Genomic DNA, 15,038 nt, shown 5'->3' on the forward strand with positions numbered 1-15,038 from the left:
CAGGGTCGAGGCGCGGGCGATCTCCTCGACGCCGTCGTGGAGCGACTGCCCGAGCGACCCGACGAGACCGCGGAGCACCACGAGGCGGCGGCGCAGGAGAAGGGCACGCCGGGTGTCGCCATCGTGGGCCGTCCCAACGTGGGCAAGTCGACCCTCTTCAATCGCCTCATCGGCGAGGAACGGGCGATTGTCCACGACCTGCCGGGCACGACGCGCGACGCGATCGACACGGTGGTGTCGACGCCCGAGGGCCCCATCCGCTTCATCGACACCGCGGGCATGCGCCGCAAGTCGCGGGTGGGCGAGGGGGCGGAGTACTACTCGCTCGTGCGCGCCCTGCAGGCGATCGACCGTGCCGACGCCGCGCTGCTCGTCATCGACAGCGCCGAGGGTGTCACCCATCAGGACCAGCGCTTGGCGGAACGGGTCGACGCGGCGGGGAGCCCGGTCGTGATCGTCCTCAACAAATGGGACCTGCTCGACGCCGAGCAACGGGCCGACGTGTCGGACCAGTTGGCCGACCGTCTGCACTTTCTCGGCTACGCGCCGGTGCTGAAGNNNACACAAGCTGTTGCCGGCGCTGACCCAGGCGATCGACGCGTACCACCGCAGGGTGCCGACGCGCGAGCTGAACCAGGTGCTCCAAGCCGCCCAGGCCGCCCACCCTGCGCCGACCGGTCGTGTGCTGTACGCCACGCAGGGCGCGACCGACCCCCCCACGTTCACGCTGTTCTCCAACCGGGCCCTGCCCGCGCCGTACCTGCGCTACCTCGAGCGTCGCATCCGGGAGCACTTCGGCTTCGGCCCCACGCCGCTGAAGCTCAGGGTGCGGAAACGCGCCGGGTAGGCCCTACGATATCTGCCCTAGATGGTCGAGCGTCTCTACCTCGTCCCCATCGCCTTCGGCTCACTGGCGGCAACGGTGATCTGGGGTCGATCCGCGCTCCGTGTCCACCGGATGTCGCGTCGCATCGCCGCGGCCCAGAGCACGGAGGCCGCCGCGCTCGCGTGGTCGTCGTTCCGCAAGGAGCTCCACACCGCGATCGTGTACGGCATCGCCACCCTGTCGCTCGCGCTCGCTGCGGTCTGGACCCATCCCGCGGTCGAGCTGCCGCTGCTGCTGCTCGTGGTGCCCATCGCGATGACGCTGACGTACGGCCAGCGGTTCCTCGAGGAGGCGGCGTTGATCGAACAGCGCGCCGCGCTCGAGCGGCGGGCGGAGGAAGCGCTGTCCCAGCAGGAGCTCGCCCCTCGACGCTGGGCCACCCGACTGGCGCCGGAGGACCTGCCCGAGTTCCCGGGCTTCGAGGTGGGCCGCGTCTACGAGGCCGGTAGCGGGCTCATGGCCGGCGACTTCTACGACCTCTACCAGACCGCACCCAACCGTCTCGCGGCAGTGATCGGCGACGTCTCCGGTCACGGCATCGACGCGTCGATCACCGCGTTCCAGGTGAAGTACCTGCTGCGGGTGTTCCTCCGCCAGTACCGCGACCCCGCGCAGGCGGTCGAGGAGCTCAACGCGGTTCTGTCCGCTCAGAACCGGGGCGACGAGTTCGTCTCGTTGTGCGTCACCGTCTTCGACGAGAGCGCGGGAACGCTGCGCTTCTCGTCGGCGGGCCACCCGCCTGCGTGGCTTTGGCACGACGGGGAGCTGCGACCGCTCCGCGCCACCGGGCCGCTGCTCACGCTCGATCCCGGGGGGGAGTACACGAGCTTCGAGGTGCCGCTCGACACGGGCGACCTGCTCCTCCTCTACACCGACGGACTGTCCGAGGCACGCGCCGGCGAGCAGCTGTTCGGCGAGGAACGCATCGCGAACGCGGTGCGCCGTGATCCGGGCATGAGCGCCGACACCCTCTGCAAGTCGCTTCTGGAGGCGGCGCGCGACTTCGCCACAGCGCCCCTCGGCGACGATGTCGCGATCCTCGCGATCCGAAAGACCTGAGCGGGCCGCGTGGAGCTGCGTCCGGCCCGCGAGCGGGCGCTGCGGGGGAACCTCGACAGCCAAGGCGAGAAGCTCGCCCGCCAGCACAAGCTGTTCGTGCGCGACCGGTTGGCGCTGCTGCTGGACGAGGCGACGTTCGTCGAGGACGCGTTGCTCGCCAACGCGAACGCGGACGACCTGCCGGCCGACGGCGTCGTGACGGGTACCGGCCACATCGAAGGCCGACCGGTGTGCGTGATGGCCAACGACCCGACGGTGAAGGCGGGGTCGTGGGGCGCACGCCATGAGCTGCCCGTGTTCTGGTTGGTCGACTCGGCCGGCGCACGGATCACCGACCAGGTCCAACTCTTCCCCGGTCGTCGGGGCGCGGGACGCATCTTCTACAACCAGGTGCGGCTGTCGGGGAAGGTCCCGCAGATCTGCTGCCTCTTCGGTCCGTCGGCCGCCGGCGGCGCCTACATCCCCGCGTTCTGCGACGTGGTGATCATGGTCGAGGGCAATGCGTCGATGTACCTCGGGTCGCCGCGGATGACCGAGATGGTGACCGGCGAGAAGACGACGCTCGAGGAGATGGGCGGCGCGCGCATGCACGCGACGGTGTCGGGTTGTGGTGACAACCTGGCGACCGACGACGCCGACGCCATCGCCCAGGCCCGGCGCTACTTCTCCTACCTGCCCGGCAACTGGCGGGAGCCGGCGCCGGTCGGCGAGCCCGCGAAGCCGGCCACCGGGCTCACCGCGTCGATGATTCCCGAGTCGGAGCGCAGGGGATACGACATGCACCGCGTCGTCGAGGCGCTCGTCGACGCGGGCTCGTTCTTCGAGGTGAAGCCGCTCTATGCCAAGGAGCTCATGGTCGGCTTCGCCCGACTCGACGGGCAGGCCATCGGAGTCGTCGCCAACAACCCCAGTCAGAAGGGCGGCGTGCTCTTCGGCGACTCGGCCGACAAGGCGGCGCGGTTCATCTGGTGCTGCGACGCGTTCAACCTGCCGCTCGTCTTCCTGGCCGACGTGCCCGGCTTCATGGTGGGCACCGCGGTCGAGCGTCAGGGCATCATTCGCCACGGGGCGAAGATGATCACCGCGGTGGCCGAGGCGACCGTGCCCAAGGTGTCGGTGATCGTGCGCAAGGCGTACGGCGCGGGTCTGTACGCGATGGCGGGCCCCGCCTTCGAGCCCGAGGCGACCATCGCCCTCCCGTCCGCCCAGATCGCGGTGATGGGCCCGGAGGCCGCGGTCAACGCCGTCTACGCGAACAAGATCGGTGCGATCGACGACCCCACCGAGCGCGCCACATTCGTGAGCGACCGTCGCACGGAGTACGAGGAGGACGTCGACCTCCTGCGGCTCGCGTCGGAGCTGGTCGTCGACGCCGTCGTCGAGCCCGAGGCACTCCGCGACGAGCTCGTCGCCCGGCTCGCGGTGGCCCGCGGGAAGGACCGCTCGTTCAGCGATCGACGCCACGGCGTGCCGCCGACGTGAGCGGGCTGCCCTCGCCCGTCGACGTGCGTGAGGTGGGCCCGCGCGACGGGTTGCAGGCGGAAGCGCCCGTCGACGTGGCGACGCGGGTCGCCATGATCGAGTCGCTGCTCGACGCGGGTGTGACGCACATCGAGGTGGCGGCGTTCGTGTCGCCGCGCGCGGTGCCGGCCATGGCGGGCGCCGGCGACGTGCTCGCCTCGGTGCCACGACGTGCGGGGGTCGTCTACGCCGCGCTCGTCCCGAACGTGAAGGGTGCGGAGCTCGCGCTCGGCGCGGGCGTCGACGAGCTGACCGTCACCGTCTCCGCCTCTGAGACGTACAGCCGGCGCAACGTGCGCATGTCGGTGGAGGAGTCGATCGTGGCCGCGGCGGACATCTGCGCCGTTGCCGGCGGAGTGCCGGCCGACGTCATCGTCTCGTGTGCGTTCGGCTCGCCCTACGAAGGCGACATCGCGCCCGACGAGGTCGCCGCCCTGGGCCGCCGGCTCGCGGAGCAGGGAGCGGCGCGGGTGACCTACGCCGACACGACTGGGATGGCGACTCCCCGACGCATAGACGCACTCGTCGACCTCACCGGTGCGGACATCGGCCTCCACCTGCACGACACCCGTGGCACCGCGCTCGTCAACGCCTACGCCGCCTTGCTCCGCGGCGTGCGGCGCTTCGACACCGCGATCGGCGGGCTGGGTGGCTCGCCGTTCGCGTCGGGCGCGGCCGGCAACCTCGGCACCGAGGACCTGGTGCACCTGCTCGACGATCTCGGGATCGAGACAGGCATCGACCTCGAGCGGCTCATCGCGGTGAGCCGCGAGGTTGCCGGGGTCGTCGACCACGACGTGCCCAGTCGGGTTGCGGGCGCCGGGCGGCGCTCGACGCCGGCCGCGGGGTGAGCCGTGCCCTGGTGCGAGGACTGCAGCCGGTTCTGGAGCCCGAACACGATGGGGGAGGACGGCTCGTGTCCCACGTGCGGCGCGGTCATCGCCGAACCGGTCAAAGCGCCGTGGCACTTCAAGCTCATGTTGCTCGCGCTCATGCTCTACCTGGGTTGGCGCGCGTGGCAGGGCATCGACTGGCTGATCCACCGTTTCTGAAGCCGCGTTCGACGGTGGTGGGGCTCACGGCGCCGGCCCGACTTCGTCGCCGATGTCGCGCGGTGGGCCGTGCCCGTGCGACTCGTGCGACTCCCAACGCCAGTCGCCCGGCCCGCCGGTGAGGCGACAGCCCTGGTGGGTCTTGAGGTAGTGGTGCCAGCGGCACAACCGGCATAGGTTCGCGAGACAGGTGGCGCCGCCCTCGGCGAAGGGGACGATGTGATCGATCTCGAGGCCGGTACGCGTGTGACAGCCCGGCACGACGCACACTGGATCACGGGCGACGAGCGCGGTGCGCACGCGGGCGGGGATGGTGCGCCCCAGATGAGCCACCGACTTGACGTCGACGCCGTCGCAGACGATCGCCGAGATGACGGCGTCTGCGACCAGCGCGCGGGCGCTCGCGACGGGGATGGGCCCGATGCCGAGTATCTCGCATGTCTCGCCCGCCTCGACATGACCGCGCCGGAAGGCGGTGTGGTCGACTCGCACGTGGATGCTGGCCCTGGGTACCGGACGCGTAGCGTCGGATCCTGTGCGCGCGTCTCGTGCCATCGCAACGAGCGCGTCCGCGAGGTACGCCTCGTACGGCTCACGCCGCCCCGCGGCGCGCGCCTCGACGAAGATTCGTGCTCGCAGAGGCTCGAGGCCCGCCAGGAGCTCGGCGCCGTCTTCGGGCAGCAGGCGCCCGTCGAGGCGGAAGACCCCGTCGGGGTCGGTCCAGTGCCGTAGCGAGCGCGTGCGCCGTATCGCCTCGTGGCGCGCCGCCCCGTCGGGCGTGGCAGCGACCTTCACCCGCCGGCAGCGCTCGCGCAGCCCAGGCACGCCCTCGGTGGCGGCGACGTCGACCAGCTCGCGCTCGGCCGCGGGGTCCGCGGCGGCGGCCGATGCGATCTCGTTCGCCTGGACCGGGGACAGCGCCCCGGCGCGGTAGGCGGCATCGAGCGCCGGGAGCTCACGCAATCGAGCCGCGGTCTCGAGCGTGGTGACGGCTGGCCCACGGAGGTGCCGGTGTGGCGCGCCAGCCAGTGGGCAGCGGTGCGTTCGCCCTGGTCCCGCCAGACGTTGGACTCGGACACCCGCCTCGCAGCGAGCGATTTGAGTGCGCCGAAGAGCCGCTCGCCGCGCACGGCAACCTCGACCAACCGGCGCGCCGCGTCGCCGGAGAGGGTCGCGGGCCCCGAGGTCGCGTACTGCAGCTTCGAGCGTGGCAATCGTCGCCTCTACGGCCGACACTCGCATGTCTGCTCCAACCCGATCAGAAACAATCGCCGGCAACGTCACGGGGAAGCGAACGTATGTTCGAGTGTAGACCGGGCCACGAATTCGCGTCAAGCAATGAGGGCGACGATCTCCGGAGTAGTGTCGACACCCACGGGCTGTGGCGCAGCTTGGTTAGCGCGCTTGACTGGGGGTCAAGAGGTCGCGAGTTCAAATCTCGCCAGCCCGACCAGCAAAATCTGCCGCAGCCAAACGTGCGGGCCTTCGCGACCCTCGTTTCCACGAACTGCGTCACACCGCGGCGACGATGATGCTGCAAGCCGGTGTGCATCCGAAGATCGTGTAGGAGAAGCTCGGACACGAGAGCGTTCAAGTCACACTCGACACGTACTCGCACGTCCTGCCAAGCCTGCAAGCCGATGCAGCCGAAACACTGCGGCAGTACATGAACGCTGACGGCTGACGACCACGGCCACGAGTCGCCAGGCAGGTCGTTACTGTGCGCGTCTATGGCCAGGGCGACAGGAACAACGAAGAGGAGGAAGACGAGACAAGAGCGCGAATGCGAGCAGCACGAGCGACGCCTGGAGGTCTACGCACTGCGCGGTCCGATGCGATACCCAACCAGCGACGCCACGCTCACCCGTGGGTTCGTCCCCAATGGGGGCGGTCGCTCACTGCGAGGTCGACCTCGAACCACACGGCCTTGCCCGCGGCGGTGGTCTCGACGCCCCAATCCTCGGCCAGTGCTTCCACCAGTTGCAGCCCGCGGACGCGGTCTTCATCCAGTTCGCACGCTCGAAGTTCGGGCAGGCGACTGCTCTCGTCCGCCACGGAGGTTCGCAGCCGCCGACCCGCGAGACATAGGGGCAGCGCGACCGAGTTGTTGGTATGGACGATCGCGTTGGTCACCAGTTCGCTGACCAGCAGGCACGGGACCTCGGCGAGGGCCAAGGGATAGCCCCAGTCGTTCAGGCGATCGCGCAGGAACCGTCGGGCCGCTCCCGCGCTCGTCGGCAGCGGCGGCAGGACGGTTCGTGCGTAGCGCGTCTCGGCGATAGGCCACTCGTACCCAATCCGCTCGCCTCATCCGAGCGGCGGCGCTGGCCCGGGGCGTGGGGCGTCCGGGAGTCCGCCGCGCCGCGCCGAGCCAGACGCATTCCGACAACCGTCGCCCACGATTTGTCGACGCTGCGGCCGGGTAGAACCGGCCGGTAGGGACGATGGTCGATCTCGCGTCTGCCCCGCGGCGGTTCTGGATCAATACTTACCAGGGCGCGGGCGAGGTCATGATCAGTGCACATGGGGACCTCGACGTGTCGAGCGTTCCTCAGCTCGAAGGCGCGCTTCACCGGGTGATCGAGAGGGATGGCTACCGGGACATCATCGTCGACCTGTCCGATGTGGAGGTCATCGACGTGAGCGGGATCAGTGTGCTCTTCAAGTGGAGTCAGACGATGCGCGCCTACGGCGTCGACCTCATCCTCAGCGCCCCGAGTCCGAGCGCGCGGGTGGCGTTGCAGGGATCGGGCCTCTACGAGATGTTCACGATCACTCGGACCTGACCCACCAGCAGCTTGTAGCACACGAGCCCGCGTTCGGAGGGCTGCGTCCGGCGGAGGTGGCCATGGAGCTGGAGGAACGTTTCGCACCGTCGCCCGAGGGTGTCCGTGCCGCCCGTCACTTCGTCCATGGCGTGCTCGACGACTGGAGCACGCGCTGCGGGTGGCGGTGACGGATGGGAACATCCGCCTGCCCCAGCCCAGCATGGCCCCGGCCGATGCCACTACGGGACGGGGACTGGCCCTGGTCGACGCCCTGGCCAACGCCTGGGGAGACGGCCGTCACGGCCGGGGCAAGACCGTGTGGTTCGAGGTGCGTCCGCTCAGCCGTCCATCCTGAGCACGCTCGCCACACCGCTGACCTCCAGCGCCTTGCGGGCCTGGGGGCGAGGCGAGCGGAGGCACAGCTCCCTGCCCTCCGGACTCAGCGCCTTGTACGCCCGCAGCAGGACATTGAGTCCTTGGGAGTCAATGAACGTCACTCCCGAGAGATCGACGATCACCTCGCCTTGACCGGCGGCGATCGCCTCGGACAGGGCCACCCAGAGCCCGGGGGAGCTGGCTATGTCGATCTCCCCGGTGGCGACCACCACTCGGGTCCCGTTCATGCCGACCAGGTGGAACTGCTCCACCCCGGACCCGGGCCTGCTGGCGCTGCGCGGTTGCTGGTCGAAGTCTTGTCGCTGTAGCTCCATGACAACCTCCGGTGCTTCTCCAACCGGCGCAAATTTACCTCGACCGGGCAAGGAGAGGCGTCGCGATCACCCTCTGGAGCCGCGTGGGTTACGCCGGCGGGCTGAGGCGGTGACGAGGCGGTCGATCGGAACGGCCCCACCCTGGTTCAACCGACGGCGGCGCTGAACCCAGCCAAGCCCGCGAGTGCAGCCAGCGGTTCTTCCACGCACATCCCTTACCTGTTGCTCGCCCGGTGTGAGTCCCGTTTGGAGATGGAAGGCTCATTTCCAGCCCTCGCCCGTTGTCCCCAGCTGCGGGCGGGACTCCCTTTTGAGCCTCCCGTGTCGACGATCGGGCAGAGCTTCACTCTGCCCGTCCGGCGTGCATCGCGAACGCCCTGATCCGGCCCCGTGGCCCTGCGGCCACCCGCGCTCGTCCCGCACCCCGACGTAAGAAGGCATCAGACGGCGACGGGCCGGGTATCTGTTGGTCATGGTTATCGAGCGGCAAAGAAGTAGACGAGGCATCGTGGCCTCGCTGATCGGGGTGCTCATCCTGGCGCTGGTGATCATTGCGGCGGTCGTGGTCTTCGCCAAGGACGACAGCTCGGCCAAGCGGGACGTGACGGTGCAGGCGTGCAACGCCGACCCCACCGGCGACAAGCCCACGGCGTCAGGCCAGATCGTGAATCACTCGTCCAAGACGAGCGACTACGTCGTGCGACTCAAGTTCACCGACGCCCAGGGCAACCAGGTGGCCGAAGGGGTCGACGGCGTCAAGAGCGTCGCCTCGGGCGCGGGCGCAACCTGGACACTAAAAGGCGATCGCGATGCCAGGGGGCCGGTGAAGTGCACCGTGACCGGCGTTACCCGAACCCACCTTCCGGGACAGTAGGACGCGTCGTTAGGCATCGTCGCTCCTGACTCAGTTCTGTTTGGCCTCGCTCCGAGCGACGAAGCGGGCGCGCTCATCCGGGTCCTCGAAACCGATCACCGCCCAGGCCTGGTTCGCACCGGCTCGTCGGAGAGCCTCGACACGGTGGTTGCCGTCTTCGAGCACCAGCTGGTCATCACGGTAGGAGACGATGACCGGAGGAGGTTCGAGGCCTGCCTGGATGTCTCGGCTCAGGTCGTCGATGTCGTCGCGCCAATCGCCCTCGTCGATGGCGCGCACCACCGGGGCGCCCGGCGGACCGGCCAACCGGTTCAGCTGGTCGAGCGGCACCTGCACCGGGCCCAGCCACCAGCGGATCTTGTCGGACAGAAGATCGGCCAGATCGGCGTTGTCGCTGCCTGGGCTGCGGAGGAACTTTGCCACCCATTCCCCCAGCTCCTCCCGATCCGCCGCTGCTCGGGCGGCGTCAGTCGAATAGCCGTCGCCACTGCTCATGGTCGGGTCCCTTATACCCGCTGGGTTCGCTCGGTACCACCACGGAAGCGTCGTCAGGTCGCTCCTGGGGAGGATCGAGATCCAGCAGGTGGCCGGCGTCGTTGTAGTAGCGCAGTAGCCAACGACCCTCAGACGGCTCGTACTCCCACTCCGTCAGCCCGGTGTTCGTGGGGCGCAGATGTGCGCTGGTGGCGGGATCGGCAATGCCGAGCAGCAGACGCATCGACGCGATGATCACCCCGGCGTGGCACACGGCCACCACCGACTCGCCGGCGTGGTCGCGAGCGAATCGTTCGAGAGTCCTGCTCACCCGCTCGTGGAAACTGTTCCAGCTCTCCCCGCCCGGCGCGAACAACCGATCGGGTTCAGCCTCCATGTCGAAAGAGCCGTAGCGGTCGTTGTAATCCAACCAGTCCATCCCGTCGGCCTCGCCGGTGTGAAACTCGCAAAGGTCGCAATCCTGGCCGGAGAGCTCCAACCGGAGACCGGGTGCGACGATGCGCGCCGTCTCGATGGCACGAGGCAGGACGCTCGCGAGGAGGAGGTCGGCGCGCACCTGCCCAGTCCAGGCGAGGTGCTCACGCAGGGCTTCGGCCTGGAGGCGGCCATGTGGGGTCAGACCCGCGCAGCCAGTCGGTCCGGCGATCGGCCCATGGAAGCCGGCGTACGCCTCACCGTGGCGCACGAGGATCAATCGCATGACCCGCCACGGTAACGATCTGCCGCGCCAGGCGGCGTGGTCGCAGAAGTAGTGGACTCGGGCCAAGACGCGACGACCTCGACCGCGGTCAACATGGGGGAACTTCGTCTCAGGACTTGCGAGCCGCGGCCTTTCCGCCCTTGCGGCCGGCAGCCTTGTGCTGTGCGGTCGTGCCGCCTTGCGACGCGTCGCCTCCCGAGCCCGACTTCTTCCCTCCACGCTTGGAAGCGTTGGGTGAGTTGGCGATCTTCGCGGCCCGCTGCTTGGACATACCCTGGTCCTTGAGGGCCTCGTACTGCCTCGGGTTCCTCACGTTGGCCGACTTCGACGGCATCGACTTCTCCTTTCGCTTGTCGGACTCCGGTCCTACTGGTGGCCAAGCGCGCGCGCCAGTTCGTCGCGGCCCATCTTCGAGCGGCCCGCCAGACCATGGCGCTTCGCCTCGGCGTAGAGCTCTTGGCGGGTCTTCGGGGAGGAGCCGCCGGTACGCTTGCGCCTGGCCACTGCGGCGCCCTGCTTGCCGAGCGCCGTACGGGTTTTCGCAGGAAGGTGGGCGATCGAGCGCTTCTTCTGTGCGCCAGCGCGTGCCTTTTTCACATTGCGTTTGGCGGCTGCCACCTGCTTTCGCGTCGCCATGTGGGTCAGCGCCCCATGGCCCGTTCGAACTCGGCCTTGGTCATCTCGGAGCGACCCCATATGTCCTTGTCCCGGGCTTCGTTGTAGGGCATGCCTGCTCCTCTCTCGATCTGTCGTGCCTGGGCCGCCCATCGCGTTCAATGGCATCGCTCCCAGTGCTTCCTACCAATTGCGACCATGAGGGTGCGTGCTCAGAACGCGCCCAAGCTTTGGGCGATGCGCTGGGGTCAGGACGTCTTGGACTGGTCGACCTCGCCTCGCCAAGCGCCGGTCTCGGCACCACGCGACTCGATGTACTCCTTGAAGCGGTTCATGTCTGCCTTGGTCCGACGCCTGATGAAGCCGAGCTTGTCCCCGACCGACTCGGCGATCCCCTGGGGCTCGACCTCCAGCTGGAGCATGACCTTGGTGCGACCATCGCCCAGCCGGTGGAAGGTGACCACCCCCGCCTGCTCGGGGCCAGCCGTGCTCCTCCACGCGATGCGGTCATCGGGCACTTGCTCGGTGATCTCGGCGTCGAACTCTCGCTCGACCCCCGCTACTTCGGTGACCCAGTGCGTCCGTGTGGGGGTGATCTGACGCACTTCGTCGACCCCCTCCATGAAGCGGGGGAACTCCTCGAATTGCGTCCACTGGTTGTACGCCGTGCGTACGGGCACCTCGACTTCGATGGACTCTTCGATGCTCGACATGAGACCTCCTCCGGAGTCGTATGCGGTCCCATCAACGTGCCCTCCTCGGGGCGACACGAAACGACGCGGAGACAACGACGAAGGTCACGGACGACACGACCGCGCCTGCTCCGAGACGCGATCGGTTCGATGGAGGATTGCTCGAGCCAGGTCGTCAGCGTCAAAACAGTGCGACCGCGCCCAATGCCGCCGGAACAAGGAGCACTCCCCATGTCGACACGGATCGCGCGTACCCACCCAAGCGCCGTCGAACACGCTTCGTCGCTACGCCCAGTCTTCCGATCTCGGCGCTCCGAGGCTCGAGCCTCCTGGCGGCCGCGACACACCGACGAATCGAGACCCCATGGCACCGGCCATTTACGTCAACAAGAGAACAAGGATGATGACCAGCAGCAGTGTGCCGAGACCGATGTACATCGTGCGCTCCTTACTGTCTCTCAGAAACCCCGACCGCACGCGATGACCTGTGGCAGAACGAACAGGGCCAGCCCAAGTGGTATGAGCACGATCCGGGGTGCGAGCCCACTCCGCGTCCGCGCCCCGAACCGCCAACCCTCGCCCATGGCGGCGAGCACGAAGCAGAGGAACGCGCTGAGGTAGATGAAGAAGTTGCCGCGGGTGCTCAACGGCTTCGGTGGCTTGTCGACCGCCCATATCACGAAGCCGATTACGGACCCCATATCGCCTCCTAGCTCTTCGGATGACGCGAGGTATCTCCTGGTCGGCCGCGCCCGAAACGAACGGGCTCGACGTGGGGATCGCACGCGTTTCGAGTGTGCGTCGGCTGGAAAGTCTCCTCGACCATCGCCCTCGCCGAACGCGAACGCGCCGCCAGCGAGCTGCGCAAGTCCGACTGCATCTATCAGCAGATCGCGGATGCCCTCGACTACAAGAGCGCGGCCGGCACGCGCAGCGCGGTCATCCTGGGGCTGGGGCGGTGGATGCACGAGGCCGACGAGGAGCTGCGGACGCTATAGCTGGAGCGCCTCGGCGACATCGGCCAGCACCTCTGGCCGCTGATCCGCAGCGGGGACTTGGACGTGGCGCTGAAGGCGATCGACCGGTACCTGCGCCTCGTGGACCACCGGGCCAAGCTCACGGGCTTGTACACCATCAAGCCCCAACGCCACGAGGTCGTGGTGACGGCGAACCAGAGCGGCACCCCGGAGGTCGTCGTAAGGGTGCGCCTGCCTCAGCAACGCGCTGCGCCTCGAGGTCTTCATCAACGACGCCGAACGAGCCGGCGACACCGAGCTCGTCGCGTTCTTCCGCAAGGCGCAGTCCGAGAGCCGCAAGGGCGCCGAGCAAGGCAAGAAGCGCCTCGCCGCGCGGCCGAGCTCCTAGGTAGATGGCGCATGCCCGCGCCGCTTCGGCGGCGCGGAAGAAGGGAGGTGCGGCGCATTCGATCGAGGTCGAGGAGCTCGGCGCGCACGAACTCCGCCACGGTGCGTCCCCGGCCGCCGACTCAATGCCTCGATCCTCACGAATCCGCGAGCGCCTCCGGGCTTCGATGCTCACCGAATCGATCCGCTGGCGACTGGCCCGAGTAGTCCTTGTCGTACGTCCAGTCGGGCTGCTTGTCTCGGTGCCGCTCGTCGATCACCGCCCGGCCGCCGGAGATGTCGACCAGTTCGGCAATGAGGGCAGGCTCAACCCCGTCGGCCCCGCCGTGCACGTGCCGGTGGATCTCCTCGGGAAAGCGGTCGAGCAGGCTGGCCACCACGACCTGGTGCTGGCTGGCGAGGAAGCAGCGAGCCTCATCCGCGACGGTCGAGACGCGGCTGCGAACCAGCTCGAGCTCGTGGCCGCCCGCCTCCGAACGGCTGAGCTGAGCCAGCAGCCCGGCCAGAGCCAGGCCATCCTGCTTGCATGGCGTGCATTGACCGCAGGACTCCACCGCAAGGAATCGGGAGACACCCGCAACGGCCGAGGTGAGGTCGTCGGCGTCGTCGAACACGATGAAGCCAGCCGACCCGAGGCCGCTGCCGATCGCAGTCATCGCCTCGTAGCTGACCGGCGTGTCCAGGAGGGCCTCCGGGACGAGAGCGTTGGCGACGCCGGGGAGGACGGCCTTGATCCGGCGGCCCGGCCGGGGGCCACCGCCGACCAGGTCGATGACCTCCCGTAGCGGCGTGCCCATCAGCACCTCGCCGACCCCGTGGCGTTTGGTCGACCCGATCACGGTGCACACGATCGTGCCCGGCGACTCCTCTGTTCCCTCGGTGCGGAACCAACCCGCGCCGCGAGCGATGATCCGGGGCACGTTGGCGAGGGTTTCCACGTTGTCGACCAGCGTCGGCGGCGCCTCGGTCTCTGTGCCGGGGCCGGCCATCTCCACGTGGGCGGGCAGGTTGCTGCGTGAGTCGACGTCGCTGGCCCGGTCGACCACCTCACGCACCCCGCGACGGAAAGGCGGCGCGACCCGGGGAAAGGGATAGCGGCCGTCGATGGTCTCGAGCAGCGCGGTTTCCTCGCCGTAGAGGTACGAGTTCGGACCCTCGAACACGATGAGCTCCACGCCGTCGGCCCATCCCGCCCGCCGCACCTCCTCGACGGCTTGGCGGATTCGCGCCAGTTCCGGGCCGAACGAACGCTTGAGACCGAAGATGACCTGGTCGGCGCCCACCGCACGAGCCGCGATCAAGGCGCCCTCGACGACCTCGTAGGGGTTGCTGCGCAGGATCATGCGGTCCTTGAACGTCCCGGGCTCTCCCTCCGCCCCGTTCACCACGACGCTCGAGGACTCCACCGTCGACCGGTTGTCTCGAACCGTGCGCCACTTCACGCCGGTCGGGAAGCCGGCGCCGCCCCGGCCCCGCAGTCCCGATGCCTTCAACTCGGCGATGAGGGCGTCGGGGTCCAGGGCTTGGGCCGCCTCGAGGCCCTCGCCGCCTCGACGCTGCAGGTGCTCAGCCAGGTCGGTGACCGGCTCGGGGGGCAGGACACGATGGACGATCGTCATGTCGAGATCTTGCCCGCAGCGAGACGCGACGATCTCATCGCACGGGTGGAAGTGCCTCCGGTGAGTTCAGGCCGACCGTCGTGTGAGGGCATCCACTCCGGCGTCTTGACGAGCAAAGAAACGAGGGTCGTCGCGGCTCACCAACCGCCTCTACCTGGCGCTTGCGGCATTGAGACCGGGCAGCATGCTTGCTGCGCCCCCGCCTCCCGCGCCATCGGCTTGCCCCGCCGCGGTGTCGCCATCAAAATCGAGTGCGGGCTCACAGTGGGGGCGAGGACCATCTGCCGGAGGGACGCTCGCTCGGGTGTTTGATGCATGCGGGGCGGTCTCCGGGTTGCGTACCAGTCGTTGGAGGAATGAGCTGCTCGAGCGCCCATGGCCACGACGCGGCGTGCGGGTGTCGCGGATCGACGACGGGGTAGGACAAACGATGCATCACTGCCTCACGAAGGGAGACGCTCGATGGTTGCGCCGAACTTCATCCCTTGGACCTATCCCGACGACCGCTACTACTACGGTTGGTACGGCCAGCCGTGGCTCGGCGAACCGACCGATGGCGACATCAAGGCCGCGGTCGTGGAGCGATTGCGGGTCAATCCCTTCACCAAAGACGACGACCTTACCGTCGACGTCAAAAAGAAGGTCGTCATCCTCACCGGCGACGTGTCGTCAACCCTGGCCAA

General features: G+C 68.6%; 19 protein-coding genes, 1 tRNA gene and 2 pseudogenes (1 of these 22 running past the window's edge). 12 read left to right on the forward strand and 10 right to left on the reverse strand.

Annotation, left to right across the window (positions count from 1 at the left end; genetic code table 11):
* The 5 genes and pseudogenes from der to E6G06_14905 all read left to right on the forward strand — a co-directional run.
* Window positions 1–847 (forward strand): annotated as a pseudogene (der, locus tag E6G06_14885) (ribosome biogenesis GTPase Der); it begins 420 nt to the left of the window's first position.
* A 21-nt stretch (window positions 848–868) separates the two neighbouring features.
* Window positions 869–1,945, forward strand: a complete 1,077-nt coding sequence (locus E6G06_14890; GenBank protein ID TML89181.1) for a serine/threonine-protein phosphatase — start codon at window positions 869–871, stop codon at window positions 1,943–1,945.
* Window positions 1,946–1,954: 9 nt separating this feature from the next.
* Window positions 1,955–3,427, forward strand: coding sequence for an acyl-CoA carboxylase subunit beta (locus tag E6G06_14895; protein ID TML89182.1), 1,473 nt, complete (start codon window positions 1,955–1,957; stop codon window positions 3,425–3,427).
* Window positions 3,424–4,317 (forward strand): hydroxymethylglutaryl-CoA lyase, encoded by an 894-nt coding sequence (locus E6G06_14900; GenBank protein TML89183.1) that lies wholly within the window; start codon window positions 3,424–3,426, stop codon window positions 4,315–4,317. Before E6G06_14895 ends, E6G06_14900 begins: the two co-directional genes overlap by 4 nt.
* A gap of 3 nt (window positions 4,318–4,320) precedes the next feature.
* The gene (locus E6G06_14905; protein TML89184.1) at window positions 4,321–4,518 is read left to right on the forward strand and encodes a hypothetical protein; all 198 of its coding nucleotides are present in this window, start codon (window positions 4,321–4,323) and stop codon (window positions 4,516–4,518) included.
* A gap of 24 nt (window positions 4,519–4,542) precedes the next feature.
* On the opposite strand, the gene E6G06_14910 is transcribed toward E6G06_14905, so the two are convergent.
* A complete protein-coding gene (locus tag E6G06_14910) occupies window positions 4,543–5,760 on the reverse strand; it encodes a DUF222 domain-containing protein (GenBank protein TML89185.1) in 1,218 nt (405 codons plus the stop codon).
* A gap of 133 nt (window positions 5,761–5,893) precedes the next feature.
* Between E6G06_14910 and E6G06_14915 the strand changes: the two genes are divergently transcribed.
* A tRNA-Pro gene (locus tag E6G06_14915) sits at window positions 5,894–5,971 on the forward strand.
* Window positions 5,927–6,202: pseudogene (locus E6G06_14920) on the forward strand (hypothetical protein). The gene E6G06_14915 and the pseudogene E6G06_14920 overlap by 45 nt, the downstream one beginning before the upstream one ends.
* 176 nt (window positions 6,203–6,378) lie before the next feature.
* Here E6G06_14920 and E6G06_14925 read toward each other — a convergent pair.
* On the reverse strand, window positions 6,379–6,693 hold the full coding sequence (locus tag E6G06_14925; GenBank protein TML89186.1) for an ATP-binding protein: 315 nt from the start codon (window positions 6,691–6,693) through the stop codon (window positions 6,379–6,381).
* Between the two features lie 269 nt (window positions 6,694–6,962).
* On the opposite strand from E6G06_14925, the gene E6G06_14930 reads away from it, so the two are divergent.
* The gene (locus E6G06_14930; protein TML89187.1) at window positions 6,963–7,304 is read left to right on the forward strand and encodes an STAS domain-containing protein; all 342 of its coding nucleotides are present in this window, start codon (window positions 6,963–6,965) and stop codon (window positions 7,302–7,304) included.
* Between the two features lie 160 nt (window positions 7,305–7,464).
* The gene (locus tag E6G06_14935; GenBank protein ID TML89188.1) at window positions 7,465–7,641 is read left to right on the forward strand and encodes an ATP-binding protein; all 177 of its coding nucleotides are present in this window, start codon (window positions 7,465–7,467) and stop codon (window positions 7,639–7,641) included.
* Here the strand turns inward: E6G06_14935 and E6G06_14940 are convergent.
* Window positions 7,625–7,996, reverse strand: coding sequence for an STAS domain-containing protein (locus tag E6G06_14940; GenBank protein ID TML89189.1), 372 nt, complete (start codon window positions 7,994–7,996; stop codon window positions 7,625–7,627). The two genes, E6G06_14935 and E6G06_14940, sit on opposite strands and share 17 nt — an antisense overlap.
* Before the next feature lie 508 nt (window positions 7,997–8,504).
* Here E6G06_14940 and E6G06_14945 point away from each other — a divergent pair.
* The gene (locus E6G06_14945; protein TML89190.1) at window positions 8,505–8,870 is read left to right on the forward strand and encodes a hypothetical protein; all 366 of its coding nucleotides are present in this window, start codon (window positions 8,505–8,507) and stop codon (window positions 8,868–8,870) included.
* Between the two features lie 30 nt (window positions 8,871–8,900).
* Here E6G06_14945 and E6G06_14950 read toward each other — a convergent pair whose 3' ends face one another.
* The 6 genes from E6G06_14950 to E6G06_14975 all read right to left on the reverse strand — a co-directional run bounded on the left by E6G06_14950 (window position 8,901) and on the right by E6G06_14975 (window position 12,073).
* A complete protein-coding gene (locus E6G06_14950) occupies window positions 8,901–9,365 on the reverse strand; it encodes a hypothetical protein (GenBank protein ID TML89191.1) in 465 nt (154 codons plus the stop codon).
* A complete protein-coding gene (locus tag E6G06_14955) occupies window positions 9,337–10,065 on the reverse strand; it encodes a histidine phosphatase family protein (protein ID TML89192.1) in 729 nt (242 codons plus the stop codon). The genes E6G06_14950 and E6G06_14955 overlap by 29 nt, the downstream gene beginning before the upstream one ends.
* A gap of 109 nt (window positions 10,066–10,174) precedes the next feature.
* Complete coding sequence (locus E6G06_14960; GenBank protein ID TML89193.1) at window positions 10,175–10,399, reverse strand: hypothetical protein; 225 nt, start codon at window positions 10,397–10,399, stop codon at window positions 10,175–10,177.
* Window positions 10,400–10,431: 32 nt separating this feature from the next.
* Window positions 10,432–10,701, reverse strand: a complete 270-nt coding sequence (locus tag E6G06_14965; protein TML89194.1) for a plasmid stabilization protein — start codon at window positions 10,699–10,701, stop codon at window positions 10,432–10,434.
* 227 nt (window positions 10,702–10,928) lie between these two features.
* A complete protein-coding gene (locus tag E6G06_14970) occupies window positions 10,929–11,393 on the reverse strand; it encodes an SRPBCC family protein (GenBank protein ID TML89195.1) in 465 nt (154 codons plus the stop codon).
* Between the two features lie 437 nt (window positions 11,394–11,830).
* Window positions 11,831–12,073 (reverse strand): hypothetical protein, encoded by a 243-nt coding sequence (locus E6G06_14975; GenBank protein ID TML89196.1) that lies wholly within the window; start codon window positions 12,071–12,073, stop codon window positions 11,831–11,833.
* A 93-nt stretch (window positions 12,074–12,166) separates the two neighbouring features.
* Here E6G06_14975 and E6G06_14980 point away from each other — a divergent pair, with 93 nt between their 5' ends.
* Window positions 12,167–12,370 (forward strand): hypothetical protein, encoded by a 204-nt coding sequence (locus tag E6G06_14980; GenBank protein ID TML89197.1) that lies wholly within the window; start codon window positions 12,167–12,169, stop codon window positions 12,368–12,370.
* A gap of 503 nt (window positions 12,371–12,873) precedes the next feature.
* On the opposite strand, the gene E6G06_14985 is transcribed toward E6G06_14980, so the two are convergent.
* A complete protein-coding gene (locus E6G06_14985; GenBank protein TML89198.1) occupies window positions 12,874–14,355 on the reverse strand; it encodes a hypothetical protein in 1,482 nt (493 codons plus the stop codon).
* Between the two features lie 462 nt (window positions 14,356–14,817).
* Between E6G06_14985 and E6G06_14990 the strand changes: the two genes are divergently transcribed.
* Window positions 14,818–15,038 (forward strand): BON domain-containing protein (locus E6G06_14990; GenBank protein ID TML89199.1); only part of this gene is annotated, 221 nt, incomplete at its 3' end.

The organism is Actinomycetota bacterium (genome assembly GCA_005888325.1).
Taxonomy (GTDB): domain Bacteria; phylum Actinomycetota; class Acidimicrobiia; order Acidimicrobiales; family AC-14; genus AC-14.